The organism is Paenibacillus wenxiniae (genome assembly GCF_039822605.1).
In the GTDB taxonomy this organism is placed as follows: domain Bacteria; phylum Bacillota; class Bacilli; order Paenibacillales; family Paenibacillaceae; genus Saccharibacillus; species Saccharibacillus wenxiniae.
Map to the genome: position 1 here is coordinate 61,089 of NZ_JBCGUH010000017.1, position 24,337 is coordinate 85,425.

General features: G+C 46.4%; 20 protein-coding genes. 14 read left to right on the top strand and 6 right to left on the bottom strand.

The genetic code is table 11. The features are described 5' to 3' along the window. Nucleotides 1–172: 172 nt before the first annotated feature. From AAHF22_RS20800 to AAHF22_RS20825, 6 genes are all read left to right on the top strand, one after another. The gene (locus tag AAHF22_RS20800; protein WP_347326937.1) at nt 173–445 is read left to right on the top strand and encodes a hypothetical protein; all 273 of its coding nucleotides are present in this window, start codon (nt 173–175) and stop codon (nt 443–445) included. A 313-nt stretch (nt 446–758) separates the two neighbouring features. Continuing rightward, nucleotides 759–1,694, top strand: a complete 936-nt coding sequence (gene qoxA, locus AAHF22_RS20805) for a cytochrome aa3 quinol oxidase subunit II (RefSeq protein ID WP_347326938.1) — start codon at nt 759–761, stop codon at nt 1,692–1,694. A 180-nt stretch (nt 1,695–1,874) separates the two neighbouring features. Next, nucleotides 1,875–3,851: a cbb3-type cytochrome c oxidase subunit I gene (locus AAHF22_RS20810; RefSeq protein WP_188777375.1), complete on the top strand. Its 1,977-nt coding sequence runs from the start codon at nt 1,875–1,877 to the stop codon at nt 3,849–3,851. Next, on the top strand, nt 3,851–4,471 hold the full coding sequence (gene cyoC / locus AAHF22_RS20815) for a cytochrome o ubiquinol oxidase subunit III (RefSeq protein ID WP_347326939.1): 621 nt from the start codon (nt 3,851–3,853) through the stop codon (nt 4,469–4,471). The genes AAHF22_RS20810 and cyoC overlap by 1 nt, the downstream gene beginning before the upstream one ends. Nucleotide 4,472: 1 nt before the next feature. Next, a complete protein-coding gene (cyoD, locus tag AAHF22_RS20820) occupies nt 4,473–4,814 on the top strand; it encodes a cytochrome o ubiquinol oxidase subunit IV (RefSeq protein ID WP_347326940.1) in 342 nt (113 codons plus the stop codon). Nucleotides 4,815–5,211: 397 nt separating this feature from the next. After that, nucleotides 5,212–6,312, top strand: coding sequence for a threonine aldolase family protein (locus tag AAHF22_RS20825; RefSeq protein WP_347326941.1), 1,101 nt, complete (start codon nt 5,212–5,214; stop codon nt 6,310–6,312). A gap of 392 nt (nt 6,313–6,704) precedes the next feature. Here AAHF22_RS20825 and galU read toward each other — a convergent pair whose 3' ends face one another. The 5 genes from galU to AAHF22_RS20850 all read right to left on the bottom strand — a co-directional run bounded on the left by galU (nt 6,705) and on the right by AAHF22_RS20850 (nt 12,671). Continuing rightward, nucleotides 6,705–7,592, bottom strand: a complete 888-nt coding sequence (gene galU / locus AAHF22_RS20830) for a UTP--glucose-1-phosphate uridylyltransferase GalU (RefSeq protein ID WP_347326942.1) — start codon at nt 7,590–7,592, stop codon at nt 6,705–6,707. A gap of 406 nt (nt 7,593–7,998) precedes the next feature. Beyond that, nucleotides 7,999–8,376, bottom strand: a complete 378-nt coding sequence (locus AAHF22_RS20835; RefSeq protein WP_347326943.1) for a GtrA family protein — start codon at nt 8,374–8,376, stop codon at nt 7,999–8,001. Further along, on the bottom strand, nt 8,363–9,379 hold the full coding sequence (locus AAHF22_RS20840) for a glycosyltransferase family 2 protein (protein ID WP_347326944.1): 1,017 nt from the start codon (nt 9,377–9,379) through the stop codon (nt 8,363–8,365). Before AAHF22_RS20840 ends, AAHF22_RS20835 begins: the two co-directional genes overlap by 14 nt. Before the next feature lie 566 nt (nt 9,380–9,945). After that, a complete protein-coding gene (locus tag AAHF22_RS20845; protein WP_347326945.1) occupies nt 9,946–11,997 on the bottom strand; it encodes a sensor histidine kinase in 2,052 nt (683 codons plus the stop codon). After that, nucleotides 11,994–12,671 (bottom strand): response regulator transcription factor, encoded by a 678-nt coding sequence (locus tag AAHF22_RS20850; RefSeq protein WP_347326946.1) that lies wholly within the window; start codon nt 12,669–12,671, stop codon nt 11,994–11,996. Before AAHF22_RS20850 ends, AAHF22_RS20845 begins: the two co-directional genes overlap by 4 nt. 531 nt (nt 12,672–13,202) lie before the next feature. Here AAHF22_RS20850 and kduI point away from each other — a divergent pair. The 8 genes from kduI (at nt 13,203) to AAHF22_RS20890 (ending at nt 22,963) form a co-directional block, all read left to right on the top strand. Continuing rightward, complete coding sequence (gene kduI / locus AAHF22_RS20855) at nt 13,203–14,033, top strand: 5-dehydro-4-deoxy-D-glucuronate isomerase (RefSeq protein ID WP_347326947.1); 831 nt, start codon at nt 13,203–13,205, stop codon at nt 14,031–14,033. Nucleotides 14,034–14,114: 81 nt separating this feature from the next. After that, nucleotides 14,115–14,876: a DeoR/GlpR family DNA-binding transcription regulator gene (locus AAHF22_RS20860; protein ID WP_347326948.1), complete on the top strand. Its 762-nt coding sequence runs from the start codon at nt 14,115–14,117 to the stop codon at nt 14,874–14,876. A gap of 340 nt (nt 14,877–15,216) precedes the next feature. Further along, nucleotides 15,217–15,969: a 2-dehydro-3-deoxy-D-gluconate 5-dehydrogenase KduD gene (gene kduD / locus AAHF22_RS20865; protein ID WP_347326949.1), complete on the top strand. Its 753-nt coding sequence runs from the start codon at nt 15,217–15,219 to the stop codon at nt 15,967–15,969. 818 nt (nt 15,970–16,787) lie between these two features. Then, entirely contained in the window at nt 16,788–17,648 is an 861-nt protein-coding gene (locus AAHF22_RS20870; RefSeq protein ID WP_347326950.1) for a sugar phosphate isomerase/epimerase family protein, read from the top strand. Between the two features lie 100 nt (nt 17,649–17,748). Further along, complete coding sequence (locus AAHF22_RS20875) at nt 17,749–18,567, top strand: SDR family NAD(P)-dependent oxidoreductase (protein ID WP_347326951.1); 819 nt, start codon at nt 17,749–17,751, stop codon at nt 18,565–18,567. Between the two features lie 571 nt (nt 18,568–19,138). Next, a complete protein-coding gene (locus AAHF22_RS20880) occupies nt 19,139–21,106 on the top strand; it encodes a heavy metal translocating P-type ATPase (protein ID WP_371834092.1) in 1,968 nt (655 codons plus the stop codon). Nucleotides 21,107–21,723: 617 nt separating this feature from the next. After that, nucleotides 21,724–22,665 carry a thioredoxin-disulfide reductase gene (trxB, locus tag AAHF22_RS20885; RefSeq protein ID WP_347326955.1) on the top strand — a complete coding sequence of 314 codons (942 nt, stop codon included), beginning with the start codon at nt 21,724–21,726 and terminating at the stop codon, nt 22,663–22,665. Nucleotides 22,666–22,804: 139 nt separating this feature from the next. Next, nucleotides 22,805–22,963, top strand: coding sequence for a hypothetical protein (locus AAHF22_RS20890; RefSeq protein ID WP_347326952.1), 159 nt, complete (start codon nt 22,805–22,807; stop codon nt 22,961–22,963). A gap of 108 nt (nt 22,964–23,071) precedes the next feature. Here AAHF22_RS20890 and AAHF22_RS20895 read toward each other — a convergent pair whose 3' ends face one another. Next, nucleotides 23,072–24,184, bottom strand: a complete 1,113-nt coding sequence (locus AAHF22_RS20895; protein WP_347326953.1) for a hypothetical protein — start codon at nt 24,182–24,184, stop codon at nt 23,072–23,074. Nucleotides 24,185–24,337: the final 153 nt, after the last annotated feature.

Genomic DNA, 24,337 nt, shown 5'->3' on the forward strand with positions numbered 1-24,337 from the left:
ATTTGATAGAGGAGCAGCGCTATAAAATATAAATGTCGTACAGCGAATCAAAAGCTCCCTTTTGTGGTAATAAGTCGTATAGTACTTCTGCCTGGTACGCCAGACCAATCGATGGAATGATTCAGGTAGACATCACAGCAATACGACTATCCGAGAAAGGGGAGTGGACTTCGTGGCTACCAAATCCAGAGGTCCGAGCAACAATAGCTCGGCACAAAACACATATGGACTTAGCAAAATGTTGACTGTAGTCGCATGGCTGTGCTGCGCGGCAGGTATTTTACTGATCGTGCTGAATCTGCAACCATTTAATGACAACAATCTCGGCTTGATGATCGGCGTAGGCTGTTTGGCTGCATTTGCTTTCATTTATTCGCTTGCGAAATGGCTTGGTTCGATGCAAGCACGCAGTGATGAAGGTAAGGATGGAATTAAGGACGATTAGGATGATCCGCTGCCCATCGTTTACGACTGAACTCCGGTAAAGACAGCGATACAGCGAGCATTTTAAAATTAAAGCTCCTTTAAGAATAATTCTTAAAGGGGCTTTTTTACGAAGTAAAAATATGTTAATCTTTAAATAATGTGAAAACATTCACGTCTGCCTGCTAATAAATTGACAGATTTGTTAACAAGCCAAAAAAAACTGAAATTTACACCTTCTATGGATACGCAAAAAGGACACTTAGTGTTAACATAGGAATGTGTGGTTTCAACATTATGAACGTCATGAGCGTTAAGTGAGAAAGGGGATCAAGATGAGCAAAAAACCAGGTTCGCGCCTTATGTTCTGGGTTGTTCTGGTTGTGACGGTGTTGTCGCTGGCTCTGACGGTTTGGGCGTTGTTTGCTGGTTCCAGTAACTATGCTGTTCTTAACCCGAAAGGACCGATTGCAGAAGGACAACGCGATGTCATTATCATTTCTACGATTCTGACAGCGATCGTTATCGTACCGACAACCATACTGACCTTTGTTATTGTGTGGAGATACCGTGACAAACCGGGCAGAAAGGCGAAGTACGATCCAGATTTCAACCACAGCAATGTGCTGGAGTCAATCTGGTGGGGTATTCCGATCGTCGTTATTGCTGTGCTCGGTATCGTGACTGTACGTTATACGTACGCACTCGAGCCTTCTGTGGCCATTAAGTCCGACAAGCAACCCGTTGTGATTCAAGCGGTTTCGATGGACTGGAAATGGGCATTTTTCTATCCAGAAGAAGGAATTGCAGCTGTGAACACACTGACTATTCCTGAAGATCGACCAATTCGCTTCGAACTGACTTCCGATGCTCCGATGAACTCCTTCTGGATTCCTCAGCTCGGTGGACAGATTTATACCATGTCGGGTATGGCGATGAACCTGTATTTGCAGGCTGATCATACAGGCACGTATTACGGTTCCGGTGCTAACTTTAGTGGTGAGCATTTCGGCGCTATGAACTTTGATGTGAATGCGGTGACTGAATCCGACTATGAGGCATGGGTGAACAAGGTGAAAACTGAATCCAAGCCAATGACGATGGATACGTATCAGTCGCTGGCGATACCAGGTACGGCGGATAAACAATATTTTTCGGCATTCCCGGACAATTTGTTCCAACAACTGGTGACGCAATATTTGCCTGGCGGTTTGTCTGAAAGTCGTCAACCGGTACACACTACGCCTGAAACACAAATGGACGGCAAGTAAACCGGCTGAAGTTCAGCTGTATGGATGGTATGCGCCGCATACATCCATGTTGTAGGTAAAAGTCGAGTCGGGGGAACTTCTCCCGACATTCGTGCTGTATTCAAATGGTATTCATGCAATGCCGCCATACATGCCAGTAAGATGCTGTGCATGGACAAAGAAAGTGAAAGGAGCTCAACGATGCTTGAAAATCTTAAACAGTTTGCATCCGAGTTTTTTGTTACTGGCGATCCGTTGATTTATGGTGCAGACGTATCCATTGGATTAGTAACGATTGCCATCGTTGCCGGACTGACCTATTTCAAAAAGTGGAAATGGCTCTGGCGCAACTGGTTGACTACGGTTGACCACAAAAAAATCGGTATCATGTACATTCTGGCTGCGATCATTATGATGTTCCGCGGCGGCGTCGATGCGCTCATGATGCGTACTCAATTGGCAATTCCGAACTTTGAGTTCCTGCATCCAGAACACTATAACCAGGTCTTTACGACACACGGCGTAGTTATGATCCTGTTTATGGCGATGCCATTTATGTTCGGTTTGTTTAACGTTGTTGTACCTCTACAAATTGGTGCACGTGACGTTGCGTTCCCTTATTTGAACTCCCTCAGCTTCTGGCTGTTCTTCCTGGGCGCAATGCTGTTCAACCTGTCCTTCGTCATCGGCGGTTCGCCGGATGCAGGTTGGTTGAGTTATCCACCGTTGTCTGAGCTACAATTTAACCCTGGCCCAGGACAAAACTTCTATATCTGGGGTATCCAGATTTCCGGTATTGGTTCCCTGGCAACCGGTATTAACTTCCTTGTAACGATCATCAAAATGCGTGCCCCAGGCATGACCATGATGAAAATGCCGATGTTCACATGGTCTGTATTTGCAACTTGTGTCATCATCATTTTTGCATTCCCAATTTTGACCGTTACACTGGCACTGCTGTTCCTTGACCGTTTTGGAGGAGGACACTTCTTCACCCTTGACGGTGGCGGTAACCCGATGATGTATATCAACTTGATATGGATGTGGGGTCACCCCGAGGTATATATCGTTATCTTGCCGGCGTTCGGTATTTTCTCCGAAGTCGTCAGCGTGTTCTCACGCAAAAAGCTGTTCGGTTACACCTCGATGGTATTTGCGATGATGATTATCGCGTTCGTATCGTTCTTCACATGGGCTCACCATTTCTTCACAATGGGTTCCGGTGCGGACGTTAACGCCTTCTTCGCCTTGTCCACGATGTTGATCGCCATCCCAACCGGGGTGAAGATTTTCAACTGGTTGTTCACGATGTATCGCGGACGGATTCGCTTCGATCTGCCGATGCTGTGGACGGTCGCGTTTATTCCGGCGTTTATCGTCGGTGGTATGACAGGGGTTCTGCTCGCGGTTGCGCCTGCTGACTTCCAGTACCACAACAGTTACTTCCTGATTGCCCACTTCCACCAGGTTCTGATTGGTGGGGTCGTGTTCGGTTACTTTGCCGGCATGTACTACTGGTGGCCAAAAATGTTCGGCTTCAAGCTGAACGAAACGCTGGGCAGATGGTCATTCTGGTTCTGGAACATCGGTTTCTACGTATGTTTCATGCCACAATACCTGCTCGGTTTGATGGGTATGACTCGTCGTGTAAGTACATTTGACTGGGATACAGGTTGGGGCCCACTGAACGTAGTTTCGACGGTTGGTGCGTACCTGATGGGTATTGCCTTCATTCTGCAAGCCGTTCAAATTGCTTACAGCTTTAAATATCGTGAAAAAGATACAACTGGCGACATGTGGGATGCTCATACACTTGAGTGGACGATCCCGTCCCCAGCTCCAGAATACAACTTTGCCATTACTCCGGTAGTGGATAGCAGAGATCCATTATGGGTCGACAAGCAGCGTCGTGCTGCGGGTAAGCTTCCTCAAAAGGATGCCAAACCAAAATACGAACCAATTCATATGCCTAGCAACTCGGGTATCCCGATTGTATTTTCTACTTTCTTCTTCATTGCGGGCTTTGGCTTCACGTTCCACTGGGTGTGGATGGGAGTGCTCGGACTTGCCGGCGTACTTGCATGTCTGGCTGCCCGTTCGATGAATGATGACGAGGGCTTCTACATCCCTGCTGAGGAAGTAGAAAAGACTGAGGCTTCATTAAGGGGGACACTTTAATGGCACAAGCCGTATCACAGCACGGTCATGATCATGCACATGGTCATGATCACGGCCACCATGATCCGCAAGAACTGAAAATGCTTGGCTTCTGGATCTTCCTGATCACGGACGTTGTTCTGTTCGGTACGCTGTTTGCCACGTATGTTGTGCTTCACAACAATACGGCAGGTGGACCAACAGCTCACGAAATTTTCGAAATGCCGGGTGTTATCGCGGAAACATTCATCCTGCTCACATCCAGCTTCACAAGCGGTCTGGCTGTACTGGCAATGAATGCAGGTAAAGTGAAACAGCTGATTGGCTGGTTGATCGTTACATGGATTCTCGGCGCAGCCTTTATTTTCCTTGAAGTTGACGAGTTTATCAAAATGGTACACGAAGGATTCAACTACGGTACTAGTGCATTCGCAACTTCATTCTTCACACTGGTTGGTACACACGGACTCCACGTATCGATGGGTCTGGGCTGGATGCTGCTGATTATGATTCAGCTGGCACGTAAAGGCATTACCGATGTAACGCGCGGTAAAGTGAACGTTATCAGCTTGTACTGGCACTTTTTGGACGCCGTCTGGATCTTCCTCCTGTCGGTCGTCTATCTGATGGGGGTGATGTAAGATGGCGAACCATTCCGATCATTCCCATGGACATGACGAAGCTCATGCACATGGCTCGCTGAAGTCCTACATCGTCGGTTTTATCCTGTCGATCGTGTTGACGATTATTCCACTGGTTGTTGTTCTGAATCATATGCTGTCCCAGCTGCCAACCGTGCTGATTATTATGGTTACAGCGGTGCTGCAATTTGTCGTGCAGTTGTTCTTCTTCATGCATGTACGTGAGCGTCAGGGTAACCAACCTCGTTGGAACGTTATGGCACTGATCTTCGGTCTGGCTATTGTACTGGTCGTTGTATCCGGTTCGGTCTGGATTATGACTTACAATGGTGTAGGCTACTAAGATAGGCTACTAAGCCATCGATCGCAGACAGTTTGTCTGTATAATGAAGCCCTTCCGGTGACCCGGAAGGGCTTTTTTGTATGGAGATTAGTTATATATGTAAGCGAGGATTGTTTGGAGAGCGGATAAATCACACATAGAGCGAATAATACCTTTGAAGCGAATGATGAGATAGTATTGGGATGAATGAAAGGAGGAGTCTGAATTTACTCGGTAATTGTTAATTCCGGTCTCCGTATCTAATGGATCATCGTTATATAGTTTATTATCGATTTCGATAATTCTTTTTTGGATGAATCTATAGTGAATACGGATGCAAATGTAAGTATAGATGCAGCTGAGCTACATATTCGAATATAATAAAATCACAACGCACACAGAATAGGAGTGAACAGCAATGGACGATAATTCCAACACACTTACGTTGGCAGATGCATTTGCTCAGGCAACATTCAGAGTAAGCGGTAATGGCCCGCGTAATCTGAATGTACTCAAGGAAGCGTTTGAGCCTATCGATGGAACGACAAGCAGTGACCATTATGGGCATGGCGAATGGATTGAGCAATTTCAGCAGCAAATGGCAGACGTGCTAGGTAAGCCAGCCGCTGTCTTTTTCCCAAGTGGAACGATGGCGCAGCAGATTGCGTTACGCATCTGGTGTGATCGTAATGGGATCAAACGTGTCGCTTACCACCCATTATCCCATCTGGAGCTGCATGAGCAGAATGCATTAAAGGAACTGCATCAGATCGAGTCTGTACTCATCGGTGATAAAGATCGTGTTACACAATTAGAAGATGTAAGGAGTATAAAAGAAGACATCTCCTGTCTGCTGCTAGAGCTGCCACAACGTGAAATTGGAGGACAACTGCCGTCATTTGAACAAGTAGAGGCGATTGCCAATTATTGCCGTGAGCAAGGCATTCGATTGCATCTGGATGGCGCGCGTCTATTTGAGATTACACCGTATTATGGCAAAACAGCCGCCGAAATATGCAGCCTGTTCGATACCGTCTACATTTCCTTTTACAAAGGTATCGGCGGTATTGCCGGAGCGATCCTTGCTGGTGAGGCGGATGTTATGCAAGAAGCGAAAGTGTGGAAGCACCGACACGGCGGTAATTTGATCGGACTGTATCCGTACATTGTAAGCTCCAAATATTATTACGAGCAACGGATCGGGAAAATGGGTGAATATTACGAACAGGCCAAACAACTGGCGGCGCTGCTTCATGCCTGCTCCCACATCCATACGTTACCCGAAGTACCCGTATCCAATATGTTCCACGTTCATATTGATCATCCTGTTGAAGTCGCTACACAGGCACTTAAAGAGTTAGCTCAACAGTACGATATCGGCATCACTTCTTATCTCGTTGATCATAACGGGAGCTGTAGCTTTGAATGTACTATCGGCGATAAGTATGCTCTTGTGCCACAACAACAATTGCAGGAAGCTATGACATGGCTGGATCAAAAGCTTGCCAGCACAGTATAAGCGAATAGAGTAAGATTTCGTGTATAACTAGGCTTTCAAGCTGCAATCAATAGGAGCATTCTGTCGCGTGATTTCGTCAGTAGCAGCGGAAATTGTGGACGGGATTCGGGTATTAGATCGTTTGATTAGAGAAGAAAATCATCTGCTTTGAACGGTGCCTCGGCTAAAAAGAAAATTCAGAGTAGTGTGTAAACGGCAACTATCAGTATCGGTTTAGGCGATTAGATTAGTATTCAAAGTTGTTAGTACTTAATGCTATTGATATTTAAAGCTTTTGGCATTTAAAGCTGTTGGTATTTAAGACTGTTGATATGTAATGATGCCAAAAAGCCTGCATACTGTGAAATGCAGGCTTTTTGACTTGGGACATTATATTATAAACATGCAGACGTTTATTTCACGCTTACGCGCCAGCGGTGATACAGCTCTTCCACATACTTCTCCATCTCGCCACGCAGCTCCGGACGGTTCAATGCAAATTCAATCGTCGATTTCACATAGCCGAGCGGATCGCCGATATCATAACGCTTGCCTTGAATTTCCAGCGCAGTCAGATGTGGCAAGCGCGAGAGTGCATCGGTCAATTGAATCTCGCCACCTTTACCCGGCAATGTATCTTCCAAAATATCAAAAATTTCCGCTGGCAGCACATAACGACCGATGACTGCGAGGTTGGATGGAGCATCGGCGATGTCTGGTTTTTCAACGATTCCGCTCAGTGCAATGAGTGAATGCGGATCATGGGGCATGCTGGCTGGGGCAACGATGCCGTATTTGTTCGCTTCTTCATGAGGCACATGTTGTACTCCGATGATAGCGGTAGAAGGCGATACCTGTTGATCAATGAGTTGCTTTAGTCCGGGCTGTTGCTCGTTTACGATCAGATCATCACCGAGCAGTACAGCAAAAGGCTCATTGCCGACAAATTGACGGGCGCATAACACAGCGTGTCCGAGACCAAGCGGCTTTTTCTGACGAATATAGTGGATATCCGCCATCTCAGAAATATGATTAACCTGCTCAAGCAATGTCGTTTTCCCCTTAGCAGCGAGTTCCAGCTCCAATTCAACCGAATGGTCAAAATGATCCTCGATCGAACGTTTGCCCCGACCGGTCACAATCAAGATCGATTCGATCCCACTGGCAACGGCTTCTTCGATAATATACTGGATCGCAGGTTTGTCGACGATCGGAAGCATTTCCTTCGGCTGAGCTTTGGTAGCGGGCAATAGTCGTGTACCCAGACCAGCAGCCGGAATAATCGCTTTACGTACTTTCATGGCAAATGCCTCCTTTGTTTGGCAGTGTAATCGAGGAGAAAAGTATAACTTAACGTGAGTATAGCAGCAAAACATACAAGTGAGTATAGCAGTGAAAGTAAATAGTAGATAAAAAGGTTAAATAAAAATAAATGAAACTAGATGAAGTTAAATGAAGCTAAATAATGGTGGATACGGTTAGCTGGCGTTAAATAGCGTCAGGCGACGATAAGTACCGATAGGTAACTTTGTAACTTTAAACGATTTTATATCTATAAGGCTCTATGCACCTTTGTAAGACTTTATAAGTCTCTATAAGTATAAAGCTCTATAAGGCTCTATACAGATTCTTACCACTCCATACAACTCTATATGTCGCTTGTACTGCCTACTTTTATTAGTCTATAGACACACTCAGCAGACACACTTAGCGAAACACCCACAACTTACTAAAGCCAAAGTTAATGCCGAGTCCCAGCACCGTTACACCTAGCTTGGCGATCCAGACCGGAATTGTAGAAGACATCAAAGTGATGACAAAGCTCGTAATAAGCGCCACCGACAGATTCACCAGCAGGAAACGAAGCAACTCACCGCCATCCCAGCCTTTACCGCGTGCAAATGTCCATTTGCGGTTCCAGTAGTAGCTATTGGCTGTACCGGCACTATAGCCGATAATTTGCGCTGCTGCCACACCGGTCCAATGTTGCAGCAGCATGAAGACGATAAAATCAATCGCCGTATTGGACACTCCGACAGCAGCAAAACGAATGGCTTGACTGCCTAGTAGCTTAGAAACCAACATATCGTTGCTCTTGCACCATTTGACCTTGACGTTGATCGATGTGCTGCGATGATTCGTTTAGTGGCTGTTGCTGCATCCCAGCGAAGTTTCTTTTTTCCTGTATGAGATAGAGTGGACGACCTTTCACTTCATCATAAATGCGACCGACATACTCGCCCAGCACACCGAGGATAATGAGCATAATACCGTTGAGAAACAGAACGCAGGCAAGGATGGACGCCCAGCCCGGTGTCGTGTTGAAGTTAAGCAGCTTTTGTCCAACGACCCAGATCAAAAATACAAAGCTGAATAACGAGACAAAGCTGCCCAGCACACTCGCCAGACGCAGCGGCTTGAGTGAAAAGGCGATCAGTGCATCGGAAGCAAAGCGCAGCATCTTTTTGAGTGGATACTTCGTTTCGCCGGCAAAGCGTTCTTCACGTACATAGGAGATGGACGTTTGACGAAAGCCAACCCAGCTGACCAATCCGCGCACAAAGCGGTTGCTTTCCTTGAGGCTTTTCATCGCCTCACATACTTTGCGGTCGATCAGACGGAAGTCGCCTGTATCGAGCGGAATATCGATATCGCTCAGCTTGTTCAATGTCCGGTAGAAGAGCGAAGCCGACCATTTTTTGAAGCCAGTCTCACCTTTGCGCTCTGCACGTGTGGCATAAACGACATCGTAACCTTCGTTCCATTTCTCAATCATTTGCAAAATTAGTTCCGGTGGGTCTTGCAAATCGGCATCAATGACGACAATCGCTTCGCCAGAAGCATTATCCATGCCGGCTGTAATCGCAATCTGATGCCCAAAATTACGGGAAAAATCGATCATTTTCACCGATTGGTCGCTGCTGCACAGCTGGCTAACGATAGACGCCGTTCGATCGCGACTACCATCATTTACAAAAATCAATTCATAGCTTTCGCCTGTTTGCTGCATCACTTCCGTCAGACGACGGTAACATTCCAGTACAACTTCTTCTTCATTGTAAACCGGAACAACAATAGAATACTTCATCGGTGAGCCCTCCTTCGGGAATATACATACACATGAATGTCAGAGGTACAGTTACGATCATGAATGCTGTATGAATTGAATCGCCACATGCATGAATACAAATGTACCTCTGCAAACAACAAGATCAGTTGTCTTCAATCGGGTATCAGTAGATGTACAAAATATAACAACGCAATATGAACAGGAAATGAACGCTAGCTTAAACGAAACTGAAGATTGTTTTAAAATGATATAAAAAGGCGAATCGGTCCCTTTAAAAAGGAGCGACTCGCCTTGAAAAAGCACTTTATATTGCGTATTGATCATAATATATAACATGTTAATTACATATTAAATGGAGATTAATAATGAATTTTTATTTGTTTAAATGAATAAATATGTTGAGGTAGAACATGAAAGATAGCAAGTATACGATGCTGAAATATACAAAGCAAATGAGCTACAAGAGCTACAAGAGCTACAAGAGCTACAAGAGCTACAAGAACTACAAGAGCTACAAGAGCTACAAGAACTACTACATGCTTAATTCAAGTTAGCCCCTTTGCTTCACGTAGTCTGATTGCCAACTATTGCGAAGCCGCCTTTTTAGTCATTTTAACCGGAACGCTGGCAGCTGCCGCTGTACGTGGTAAATAGACCGTCATCGTTGTACCCTGTCCCTCAGCGCTATGTGCTTCAATACGCCCGCCATGCAGCAGTAAAATCTTCTGCACAATCGATAAACCGAGTCCATTGCCGCCTACAGCTGAATTACGCGAGCTATCCGCTTTGTAAAAACGTTCAAAAATATGCTCCACATGCTCCGCATCGATCCCACAACCGGTATCCTGCACACTGGCTTTAATCCAGTGCTCGTCCTCGGTTAGTGTAATGTAGATATTGCCATGTTCCGGCGTGAATTTGATCGCATTGGATAACAGATTCGTCCATACTTGCGTGAGTAGATCTTCATCACCGGCAACTTCAATTTTGTTCAAATCCGCGGACAGTTCGATATGCTTGTTCATCCACATTGGACCGCACGATACGACCGCCATACGGATTTGTTCATCTAATCGGAAATTTTGCTTGTTCAGCTTGACTACATCCAGTGAGGCTAGCTTGAGCAGATTGCTGCTCAATTTAGATAGGCGCTCACTTTCCTGTTCGATAATTTTCAGATGTTTGAGCTGTTCACTGCTAGCCGTATCCTTAAGCGCAACAGCGAAGCCGCGAATCGACGTCAGCGGTGTCTGAATTTCATGCGATACATTGGAAACGAACTCCTGCCGCATCGCTTCGATTTTGGATAATCGGGTCGTCATTTGATTAAAATTTTCCCCTAGTTGTCCAATCTCATCCCTGCGTTTCAGATGGACACGCACATCATAATCGCCTTTAGCGACGCGGCGTGTAGCATCTGACAGCTTGGCGATTGGACGAGCGATCAGGCGTGCTGCAAACAGGAACAATAGTACCCCGATGATCAACATGACCGAGAGGACGAGGAACATCCATTGATTAAATTGGTTCACAAAATGACCAGCCGCCGGACGGGCGAATAGTGCATAATGTACGCCATCACGCTCAAATGGTACGCCGACATAGCGCGGCTCATTTTGCTCATTACTATCCAGTGACAGATTGAGCGAAGGCATATTCGGATCAGTCAATTGGTTTCCTTTTTGAGGATGATAGGTTCGACCACTCAATACAAGTTGCTGCACAGCTTCGGGAATGTCCCATCTATCCGCATCTTTTGGCGGTCGCGGCGGTGTAGGTGGCTTCTTCTTATCGCTGGATGAACTTGTAGCGCCATTTTGGAGGTGCGGAGGGACTGGAGGGGACGGTTTTGATGATGTACTGCTGCTCGTATCCGATCCAGTTGTACTCGTCGTACCGGTAGCTTCTTCACCCGTCATATTTGAAGTCGATTGGCTGGTAGTTGATCGTTTGCTATTACCGTTACTGTCGTCTGTATTGTTATTGCTAGACGATGTAGAGCTAGATTCATTTGTAGTTGCACTTGTTTTATCCTCATCGCTGTTGGAACTAGTCGTATGATGACCGGAACGATCCTCATTATTTGAACGATTACTAGCACTTGAATCGTTACCAGCACCAGAACGATTGTCAGTGCTAGAATGACTGTCAGTGTTAGAACGATTGTCAGTGCCAGAGTTATTGTCAGTGCTTGAACCGTTTTTAGAACTGGACCCATTTTTAGCAGTTGAACTAGAATCATCGCTAGAGCTAGAGCTAGAGCTAGAGCCAGAGCTAGAACCTGAACCAGAGCTATCGCTCGATGACGACGAATCATTACCGAGTGGTAGCGGTGGAGGGGAAATACCAAGCGGTCCACCCGGGCCATTGCCCTCTGAACGATACTCGGTTCCATCCTCACCGATAACGACAAGCTGCGTCTGCCCCCCTTGACTGTTCAAATACTTTTGCATCATATCCTCAGGGATCGACGCTTGAATTTCTGCCATTGCTTCGGCATCTCTCAAGATGCGATCCTGTACAAAATTCATCTGCTGTCGCTGGAACACCCAGTCCGACATAAGCAATGTGATCAGAAAGCTGGCTGCTACGACGATAATGAACGTCACAACGAGCTGGCTGTATATATTTTTCAATCCATTTTCACCTCAATCCGGTAGCCAATGCCGCGGATCGTCTGAATCAGAAAGCCGTTTTGCTCGGAGAAACGATCCCGTAGCCGCTTAATATGCACATCTACTGTGCGCTCATCTCCATCGTAATCATGACCCCATATTTTCTCGATTAATTGGTCACGTGTGAAGATCTGTCCGGGAAATCCAGCGAGTGTATAAAATAGCTCAAATTCCTTCGCCGGCATCGGCTGTAGCGTACCATTCACTTCCGCTTCTTTCGTCGCCGCATCCAGTCGCACATTGCCAATCGTTAGCGATTCACCTACAAAAATGCGATAACGGCGCAGTAGTGCCTTCACTCGCATAACCAATTCCTCCGGTACAAACGGTTTGACGAGATAATCGTCTGTACCGAGTCGGAAGCCTTTAATTTTATCCTCCGATTCCCCTTTCGCTGTGACGAGCAAAATCGGCACATCCCCATAATAACGACGAATGTCCATACATAATTGCCATCCATCCATATGCGGCATCATCACATCGAGAATGATCAGATCCCATTTGCCATCACTTAGCATATCAAAAGCTTCCTGCCCATCATGAGCACGATGTACGCTATATCCTTCACGTGTCAAATACACATGAATCAATTCCAAAATGGATGCATCATCATCAGCAACCAGTATTCGTACCATAATATTCCGCTCCTTTATATCGGTATTCATTATCAGGGATGAAATTATTGTTTGTTCAGCACTCGTATCTTACAGTGCTATCGCTGTTCGTTCTCGGTATGGTTGAAGCTTTTCTATAGTGTTCGTATTTCTCTGTAATGCTCCTACCTCTGAACAGAAAATGAAACATGACGGGACACACGATCCGTCATGTACATCGCTTTGCCTTATCGTTGCAAAGCTTCTATCTATCCTACCATACCAATATGTATAGAATATGAATAGAAGCTTAGCTATGCATCGTAAAATAAGAGGATTCCGCACGTTTATTATCGTGTTAATCGCTAATGTTCCTTCTTAGCATATTGTTGCACATGCTTTTCCTAACTTCCTCTATTCAATATGTATACATCAACACAACTTATGAATCGATAACCATTTCTCCATAAAAATCATCCATTTCAATCCATTTAACTCTTTCCAAAACGAACAAAATGAACTAATATAAACGTATATGAACTAAATTAAAACCGAAATGAAAGGATGAATAGCATGGAAAACCGTTATGTGTCCCACCCGAATGATGTAAAAACGTTTGATACTGCACGTCTACGCGAGGAGTTTTTGATCGAGAATCTGTTTGCAACGGATGAACTCGTAACCGTTTACAGTCATGTGGATCGGTATATCGTCGGTTCGGCTGTTCCAGCATCGAAGGAGATCAAGCTGGAAGTGAATTTGAAAGATATCGGGACGGACTTTTTCCTGGAGCGCCGTGAAATCGGTATTATTAATATCGGTGCAACAGGTACGGTAACGGCTGATGGTGAGAAATACGAGATCGGTGCTTTTGAATGTTTGTACGTATCGCTCGGCACGAAGGAAGTCAGCTTTGCGAGCCATGACGGGGAACCTGCTAAATTCTATTTCGTATCGACACCTGCTCATCACGCCTATCCAACGACAAAAGCAACCCGTGATGATGCTACACCTGCACATCTGGGCGATATTAAAACGTCGAATGAACGTACGATTTATAAATATATCCATCAGGGCGGCATTAAAAGCTGTCAGCTCGTCATGGGCATTACCGAGCTAGAACCCGGCAATATGTGGAACACGATGCCCTGTCATACGCATAATCGTCGTTCCGAAGTGTACCTGTACTTCAATATGCCAGAGGATAGCGTCGTGTTCCACTTTATGGGTGAGCCACAGGAAACAAAGCACCTTGTCGTGCGCGATGGACAGGTAGCGATTTCCCCAAGCTGGTCGATCCACAGCGGCGTGGGCACAAGCAATTATACGTTCTGCTGGGCTATGGCTGGTGAAAATCAGACGTTTGATGATATGGACGCCGTTGCTATGAAAGATTTAAAATAAACCCAAAAACACCATTCCAGCCCTATCACCGGCAGAGTAGATCCACCGGAGCGATGACTGGAAGGGACGGGGGTTCGTCGGATGAGTGCACTAAAGCGTCATGAACGCATTATGGAATTATTAATCGCCAGTCAGGAAATCACGGTTGGCGAATTGAGCGATACCCTTCATGTTACGGGTAAAACGATCCGCGAGGATCTGGCCAAATTGGAAGAAATGGGGCTACTCGTGCGTGTGCATGGTGGTGCGGTGCTGGCGCAAAATGACCAGTACGGCATTTTATCCGGTCAGGGGATCAATACGAAGCATATGCCGGAAAAGAGCGAGATCGCCGAGCGAGCGCTACATTATATTCAACCCGGTGACATTATCGCATTGGATGGTGGCAGTACGACGCTGGAAATTGCACGTCGTTTGCCATCGATGCCATTAACGGTAGTAACGAATGATCTGTTCATTTTGAGTGAATTGGCGCGTAAAGAACAGGTTCGACTTGTCGTGCCAGGCGGTGAGCGCAATCGGAACATGCTAATCAGCAGTCAGGCGATTGAATATGTGCGTGGATTGAATATTCATAAAGCATTTGTCTCATCGACAGCACTGCATCCTGAGTTTGGACTGTCTATCTACACTGGTGACCTGGTGCCGTTTAAAAAAGCGCTGGTCGATACGGCGCAAAAAGTGTACGGCGTGATCGATCATCAGAAGTTTGGACAATTCGCACTCTGGACATTTGCCACCTGTTCGCAGCTGGATATGATCATTACAGATAGTGGTCTATCGAATGAGCAGGCGCAGCATTTTCAACAGGCTGGTATTCCGCTGGATCAGGCAGGCGCGTAATAGGACTGGCTCCTTACTGTAAATAAATAGTGTTAAAGTATAGCATAGTTTGTGAAGGCCGGTATGCTAGAGCATAAGAGCATAAGAGCATAAGAGCATAAGAGCATAAGAGCATAAGAGCATAAGAGCATAAGAGCATAAGAACGTAATAAGCGGTGAGAGTAGAAAATAGTTAGGCTATGCAGTCACGCTGCGGCATAACCTAACCAGATTGTTTGAGCATGAAAATTTGCAAGTACGATGTAATCCCGATCGTCAAACGGACAGCGTAGCCAGCATGCACGGGTTGCGGTCTGTCTGCGATCGTATAGCCAATATGATGCAGGGAGTTGAACAAAGCATGAACGCATTTGATCTGAGCGGAAAAGTAGCGCTTGTCACCGGAACGAGCGGTGGACTTGGACAGGGCATGGCGCTTGGGCTGGCAGCGGCAGGTGCCGATGTCGTCTGTGTATCGTATTCCAACAGTGAGGAGACGGTAAGCCAAATTCAAGCACTCGGACGTGAAGCCGTAGCGATTCAGGCTGACCTGAGCAAGCATGATAGATTAGAAGCTGTCGTGAACGAAGCGCTTGCGTTTAAAGGACGAATTGATATTCTCGTCAACAATGCTGGCATCATTCGCCGCAAACCAGCAGTCGAACATGCATGGAAAGATTTTGCGGATGTGCTTGATCTGAATCTGGAAACGGTGTTTTACCTGTCCCAACTCGTCGGCCGTCATATGATCGAGCGTGGCAGTGGCAAAATTATCAGTGTCGCTTCCATGCTGTCCTATCAAGGTGGCATTAACGTACCGGGTTATACCGCGAGCAAGCATGGTGTAGCCGGTATTACAAAAGCACTTGCCAACGAATGGGCGTCCAAAGGCTTGCAGGTCAACGCGATTGCGCCGGGTTATATGCTGACAGACAATACCGCTCCAATCGTCGCCGATCAAGCCCGCTTCGATTCCATCACCGAACGCATTCCAGCCGCACGCTGGGGTACAGCCGAAGATATGCAGGGACCTGTCGTCTTCCTCGCTTCGGATGCGTCGAACTATCTGAACGGTCATATACTGTGCGTAGATGGCGGCTGGATGGCTCGTTAATTTAGTTCATATTGTATCTGTATCTATGTGCTGGGATTATCTTATGTGAACGCAGTTATACTAAACCTGCCAAACAGCATTTACAATGACGCTTAATATTTGAAAATAAGCTATAACTTACGAAATGCTTGGACGCTGCCTGGACGCAGATGAGAAATTTTCGGCAACAATGCGTAATACCAATACAAAGTGCAATGTACATCGTGCATTGCACTTTATTTATAAGCGAACACTAAAATGTGTATGCAAACTTGTATGATGTAAGCCGCACTTTACTGCGGGAAGGAAATAAGGGAGAAGGATGACCTGTAGTGTTAGTGATCTTCTAACACGGGGTGCAATGAAAAAGGATTTTTGCGAAGCAAAATATCGTACTGCTCTAGTGTTAATGATCTTCTAACACGTGGTGCAATGAAAAGTGATTTTTGCGAAGCAAAATATCGTACTGCTCTAGTGTTAGTGGTCTTCTAACACGTGGTGCAATGAAAAAGGATTTTTGTGCTAGCAAAATATCGTACTGCTCTAGTGTTAGCGATCTTCTAACACGGAGTACAATGAAAAAGGATTTTTGCGAAGCAAAATATCGTACTGTTGTAGTGTTAGCGATCTTCTAACACGGGGTACAATGAAAAAGGATTTTTGCGAAGCAAAATATCTCCCTGCCTCCCAGCATGGGAACCTACAACTTATTCCTGCTCCGTAGATTCCTGTGCGAAACCGGAGTCTGTCCTCTTATTCCTGTCCAGAGTGGTGTCTGCCCATAACTCAGGTTTGCGTACACTCCACCCATCATTCCAATTTGAAAATGAGGTGCACGAATGAAACAATCGGTTCTTTCACATATTTATGGCAAACAACCTGTCGCTGATCTGGGGGCACGCGTAGCGGCTGGCGGCTTCACGGGTGTCCAGTTAGCGCTGGCTAAAGCAATTTCCGATATCGACACACGCAACGGTAGACTTAGCCCTGGCATGGGCAATTATATCGCCGAGCAGTTTCAGCGTCAGGGAGTTCGTGTGGCTGTGCTTGGCTGCTATATCAATCCGGTCCATCCGGATCGTGAGGAGCGTAAGCAGGAAATCGCCCGTTTTAAAGAGCATCTGCGGTATGCGCGTGATTTTGGCTGTAGTATGGTAGCGACGGAAACGGGTTCTTTTGACACGTATCAGCAGCTGGACCCGGAACATTATATCGACAAAGGCTGGAACACACTGCGCGATACGGTATCTGAGCTAGCGGAAGAAGCGGATAAATGGGGCGTGCATATGGCGATCGAGCCTGTTGCCGTACATACCGTGCACAGTGCGGAGTTGATGGCACGGCTGATGGAGGAAGTGCCTTCGTCAGCGATCGGGATGTTGTTTGATCCGTGCAATATGATGAAGCCGGACTATGTAGGAGATCAGCAGGGCTTTTTACGACAGGTGTTTGAACTGCTCGCTGACCGGATCATTCTAATCCATGCGAAAGATATTACGATGGCAGCAAACGGCTCCAAGCAAGAATGTGTCGCCGGTACAGGAATGCTGGATTATCCGTACTTTTTCGAGCTGTTGCAGCAATACAAACCGCATATCGATATTTCACTCGAAGGCGTCGTTAGCGAGCAATTGCCTGAAGCTTCCCTTTATATGCGACAAATATGGCAACAAACAGAACAGCGTCTGAGACAGGGTTAATAAAATGTAACACAATCTTGCATACAAAGGATGTATCGTCTGCTACGTTGGGTAATGATCCCCATACCATTTTGATAAGAGTGAAAGGGGCATTTGGATCATGAGCAATGTAGCGCAGGATCATCGCAAGGTCGCGCTCGTCACAGGCGCAGCCATTGGAATCGGCAGAGGCATCGCGAGTGTGCTCGCCCAGAAGGGCTACCGTCTGGCGATCAGTTATCAAACGGATAGTGAAGAAGTAGAGCAGGTGGTAGCAGAGCTGGCGCATAGTTATGGTGCAGCACCCTTTGTCATTCAGAGTGATTTGACGAAACCGAATGAAGCTGAGCGAATGGTGCGTGAGACGGTAGAGCATTTTGACCGGATCGATCTGCTCGTGAACAATGCAGGCGCAAGTACAAGAAAGCCGCTACTGGATTTGGAGGAAGACGATATTAACTGGATGATGGAGCTGAATTACCGCGCCCCGATCCTTGCCGCCAAATATGCAGCACAGGCGATGATTGAACGCGAAATGCCGGGTAATATCGTGCATATCACCTCTTCCCGTGGCGAACGTGCTTATCCAGATGACAGCATTTACGGTGGGATGAAAGCAGCACTAATTCGCTCTACTGGTTCACTTGCGCTGGAACTAGCACCGCACGGCATCCGCGTCAATTGCGTTGCGCCCGGTGCGACCGTCAATCGCCTGCATAAAAATGCGCTAACCGAACCACTCGGCAAAAAGATTCCGCTCGGACGGATGGGCACGCCGCGCGATATCGGCGAAGCGGTCGCATGGCTCGCTTCTGATGAAGCTTCGTATATTACAGGCATCAACCTGCGTGTAGACGGCGGACTTATTTTACCGGGGATGCCGGAAGATGTGTCCGAGGAAGCTGGTTATGGCTGGGGAAGAGTGTACAAGCCCGAATAGTAAGCGCACACTATGAATTTTAAACGATCTATTAATTTCAACTACGATCAAGCATCTTCAGCAAAAAGACATCGTCTATTTTGCAGGAGGTGCTTTACTTTTGTGGGACGGCGAATTATAATCAAATCAAAAGTTGGTCTAGGTAAAAATAATTGTATCGAGTCAAAAATGAATATCATTCTCATTACCAATCATGCTGCTTTGGGGCTACCCAAAGCAGCATGAGCTGTTTTAAGGGCATTAATAATGTGATTCATTCTCATCTAGTGTTAGCGACCTCCTAACACGAGGTGCAACGAAAAGGATTTTTGCGCAGCAAAATATCGTACAGCTCTAGTGTTAGCGATTTTCTAACACGAGGTGCAATGAAAAAGGATTTTTGCACAGCAAAATATCGTACAGCTCTAGTGTTAGCGACCTCCTAACACGAGGTTCAACGAAAAGGATTTTTGCACAGCAAAATATCGTACAGCTCTAGTGTTAGCGATCTCCTAACACGGGGTGCAATGAAAAAGGATGTTTGTACAGCAACATATCATATTTAACGTATAACGAAAGGAATGTGAAATCTATGAAACATATTAAAATGATGCCAGCTTTGCGTACAGCTCGTCAGGGTCGGAACCCATTTTCATCAGGAGGCAAAGGTCGTCAAAATTTCAAAGCACTGGTTCAAAATCGTGAAATGCAAGCAGCACTCGGCAGTGGTGCACTGATGCTGCTTGCGTGGTTATTATCATCCGCCGAAGGCCCGGGTATGCTGTCTGTTGTGCTGTATATTTGTGCCTACGGCATCGGTGGTTGGCAAAAAGCGCGTGAAGGGGTGGAAACGCTCATTCAAGAGCGCGATCTGGATGTGAATCTGCTAATGATTGCAGCTGCGATGGGCGCAGCAACGATCGGCTACTGGAATGAAGGGGCGATGCTGATCTTTATTTTCGCGCTGAGCGGAGCGCTGGAGAGCTATACAAATGAACGTAGTGGCAAGGATATCTCGGCACTGTTGTCACTCAAGCCAGAAACGGCGCTGCGTATGCGTGATGGCAAAGTAGAGCATGTATCGATTGAGCAATTGCGTGTAGGTGATCTGGTTATGGTGAAACCGGGCGAGCTGATTCCCGCAGATGGTACAGTTGTACGTGGCAGCTCAGCCGTTAATCAGGCATCCATTACAGGCGAGTCACTGCCGATTTCCAAGTCGTCCGGTGACGAAGTATTTACGGGTACGATCAATGGGGAAGGGGCATTGTATATCGAAGTTACACAATCAGCGGAAGGTACGGTATTTGCCAAAATTATTAAAATGGTCGAGTCTGCACAAACCGAAGTGCCTGCTTCACAGCGTGTGATCAAACGTTTTGAATCGCTTTATGCACGTATTGTCGTTGTCGTCACTGTGCTGCTAATTGCATTGTTGCCATTGATTCCCGGCTGGAGCTGGGGAGATAGCTTTTATAAAGCGATGGTCTTTCTCGTTGTCGCTTCACCCTGTGCACTCGTATCTTCCATTATGCCTGTTATGCTGTCGGCCATCTCTAATCGCGCTCGCCACGGTGTGCTGTTCAAAAGTGGAGTGCATATGGAAAATATGAGCATGACTGCGGTAGTCGCTTTTGATAAAACAGGTACGTTAACACGTGGTGAGCCTGTCGTAACCGATTGGCTGATGACGATCGCAGCAGAACAAGCCCAGCAAGAGCAATTGCTATCGATCGCAGCAGGTCTTGAAGCAATCTCGATGCATCCACTCGCACGTGCGATTGTGCAATATAGCGCAGAACAGGGCATCGAGCCGCAGGAAATGGAGCATGTGCAGGCGATCACAGGCTGGGGGATTGCAGGCGAATGGAACGGTCAACAATGGAAAATAGGGCGTGCTGACCTGCTGGATCAAGCGGATGCGGATATGAAATGGGTGCAATGTCGCCGTGAACTGGAAGCGCAAGGTAAAACCGTCTCGCTCATGCTGCGAGACGAGCAAATTGTCGCGCTGATCGCTATTCGCGATGAGCTTCGTCCACAGGCGATCGATGCGGTTCGACAGTTACAGGCGCTTGGCATTAAAGTCGCGATGCTGACCGGCGACCGTCCCGCCGTAGCAGAATCGATCGGACATACTGCCGGAGTGGATCATATTTATGCCGGTCTGCTGCCGGAGGATAAGGTAGCGCGTGTTCAAGAGCTGCGAGAACGTTATGGTCATGTGGTGATGGTAGGCGATGGTGTGAATGATGCGCCTGCGCTTGCTGCCGCTACGGTTGGACTCGGCATGGGCATGCGAGGAAGTGGTGCAGCATTGGAAGTAGCGGATGTCGTACTGATGAATGATGGCATTGAGCAGATCGCTTCGACCATTCGTCTGGCACGCCGTGCACGCCGCATCGTCCGGCAAAATATGATCTTCGCCCTGAGCGTGATCATATTGCTCATTATCGGCAACTTTGCCGACAATCTTGCTTTGCCACTCGGTGTCGTTGGGCATGAAGGAAGCACAATTCTCGTTATTCTCAACGGACTGCGTTTGCTGCGTGCGCGTTAAGGGGATTATTTACCATATGTACTGAGGTTCTGAACCTGGTTGGTGTATGGGTTGATCTAAATGATCTAAATGATCTAAATGATCTAAATGATCTAAATGATCTAAATGATCTAATTACGTTGAGCAGAGTAGTTACCATATATGTTGGCATAAGATTCAAAGACGCAAAGACGCAAAGACGCAAAGACGCAAAGACGCAAAGACGCAAAGACTCAAAGACTCAAAGACTCAAAGACTCAAAGACTCAAAGACTCAAAGACTCAAAGACTCAAAGACTAAAAACCTAAAAACCTAAAAACTATATACCTTGATCGAAGTGTAACTTTGTAATGCTGGCTCGGCTGAACGTCCACATGGAGCAATATCGTGGACGCAGCCAGAGCCATTTTGGTATGTGCCCCATGAGGCTCAGCGTTTCATCAAAATTTCATTTGACTATCTGCACAATTAGAAGCATAATATGAATAGTTTCAAAACAAATTAATTGTATGCAATATAATTTACAATATCTTATATGTGTGCATCAGGCTGTTACAGTCGTGTACATTGCTGTATAGATGCTCTCCTATCTACTCATTCAAAATCATTTTAAAAAAACAATTATGGAGGAATATATGATGTATAAATCAGTCATTATCGGAACAGGCCCTGCGGGATTAACGGCGGCAATTTATCTGGCGCGTGCCAATATGAGTCCATTGATCATCGAAGGCCCTCAACCTGGCGGTCAGCTGACGACGACAACTGAAGTCGAGAATTTCCCGGGCTTCCCTGACGGTATTATGGGTCCTGAATTGATGGACAATATGCGCAAACAGGCAGAACGTTTTGGCGCCACATTTTATACTGGCTGGGTGGAAAATGTAGATATGTCTCAGCGTCCGTTCAAGCTTCAAGTGGAAGGCAAAGGCGAGATCGTAACCGAAACGCTAATCATCTCGACCGGTGCAACCGCGAAGTATCTAGGTATCCCGAACGAACAGGACAACATCGGACGTGGCGTGAGCACTTGCGCAACATGTGACGGATTCTTTTTCCGTAATAAAGAGATCATCGTTGTTGGCGGCGGCGATTCCGCGTTGGAAGAAGCAAGCTTCCTGACTCGTTTTGCATCGAAAGTGACGCTCGTTCACCGCCGCGAAGAGCTGCGTGCATCCAAAATCATGCAGGATCGCGCTCGTGCTAATGACAAAATCGAATGGGGACTGAACCGCACACCACTGGAAGTCGTAGCCGGCCCACTCGGCGTAACCGGTCTGAAAGTGTTGAACAATGAAACTGGCGAAGAAGAAGTGATCGAAGCGCACGGCGTATTCGTAGCGATCGGTCACCATCCGAACACAGGCTTCCTCGGCGGACAGATCACGACAGATGAGAATGGTTACATTATGACTCATCCGGGCACATCGGAAACGAATATCCCAGGCGTATTCGCCTGTGGTGACGTACAGGATACACGCTATCGCCAGGCGATCACCGCAGCAGGCAGCGGCTGTATGGCAGCGATGGATGCGGAGAAATTTATCGAAGCAGCAGAGCATGCAGCAGTAGCGCTGTAAATTCGTAAATGGACTCCTCTGAACGAATACGAATAGAATACGTTAATAACCTTTAAAATAGTTCTATACAAAATGCACTCCTTACCCTACCTCTTCAAAGCCCTTCCGGCTAAATGAATGGGGGAGGAGGAGTGCATTTTTGGTATTGTTGATAGTTGAACGCATAGTAAAGAAAGGTATGGAAATCAAGAGAACAGGAATTCAAGAAACGAATAAACCAATAAACCGAGAAACCAAAAAGCTACAAAGCAAGAAACTAAAAACTAAACAACCAAGAAATAAAGCGATAAAGGGCTGAAAAGGAAATGCGCTATTCGCTGACAAGGCTGTATTGTTTTCTAACCATCGTTTCTAAGTTTCTAGTCTGGTAATCTAAGTCAAACTAATGCTTTATTACAAACTACCATTATTCATATCGCCATGCCTGAATAGAGCCTGAGCCGATTTTAAGAAACAGGTCGGCTTCTGTATGATATAGATCCGGCTGTATGTTTGGATTAGAATGGTCTAGCTGCTGATACTCCAGCTGCTGTGTTGAGAGATCCCACACCTGTAAAGGCACTGCATGTCCCCATGCAAATAGTTTGCCAGTAAAAGATGCAGCCAGCTGAGCCTGCGGATGAACGAATACATCGGGTAGGTCAGTACGAGTTTGAAATTTAGGAGCATTGGTAATGACCGCATGACGAGCACGCAATTTGGCATTATAGATCATAATCGCCGACTGTGTACCTTCTACTTCCCAATCTTCCTCATCTAGCAAATCTTCATCCAGTTGCCCCCAGATGGCTAGCAACTCATCATTCAGCCATACCATAGGCAGATCCCAGTCAATCAGCGGTTTCCAGAAGGAATCAAGTGATGTCCCATCTTCGGATTCCCATACATTGGCGAGCCATTCCCTATTACTCCATACACGCGTCACTCCAGCTGGAGCCCATACCCAGCCTGTTTCGGCAAGGAATGTTCCATTCGGAGAGCTATGTAATTTTCCGTGAAAATAGTCTAAATAATGCGCCTTTTCCGCATCCGATTCGCCCTGACGGTTAGGAATTGTTCGTGTACTGAGCGATTTCATTTCCGGCAAAAGGGCAGTCAGCTCCAGCCGATTCCAGTCTGTACCATGAGCCAGTAGCAGCTGTTCGTTTTGTCTAATAAAAGCAAGCGGATAAGTGGATTTATCATAATGATACTCTCCTCGCTCAAGTGAAAGTATCGTTGTACCTGAGGCAAGTTCAACGATAATTGCATATTTGCCAAAGCGGTTTGATATACCAGCTAAGCGACCGCAAGGGCTAACGATGAATTGTACCGGATGATGGGGTTCGAATTCAAACAGCTCAATCGTAGCTAACTGTCGGGTCAGACCTGTGCGTAATTCAATTTGCCATAGTTGTAACTGATCAGTTAGAGCTAACAATACGGGTTGCTCCATTATAGAAATTGGAAGAGCACAGATAGCGATCATCGTACCCGGATTCGGCTGTAGCTGAGGCAGAGGTATGAGATTCAAATTCATATGTATTCTCCTTCGTTATGGATCTGATCGTATCGGTCTAAAAGGAACAAAGCGAAATAAAGCCAGTACCTCTATATGGTATTATCCCCTTTAAGTAGACATTCGAAAAAAGACATCTGTTAAGATGAACTTAATCATGTCAACAAAGGGGAT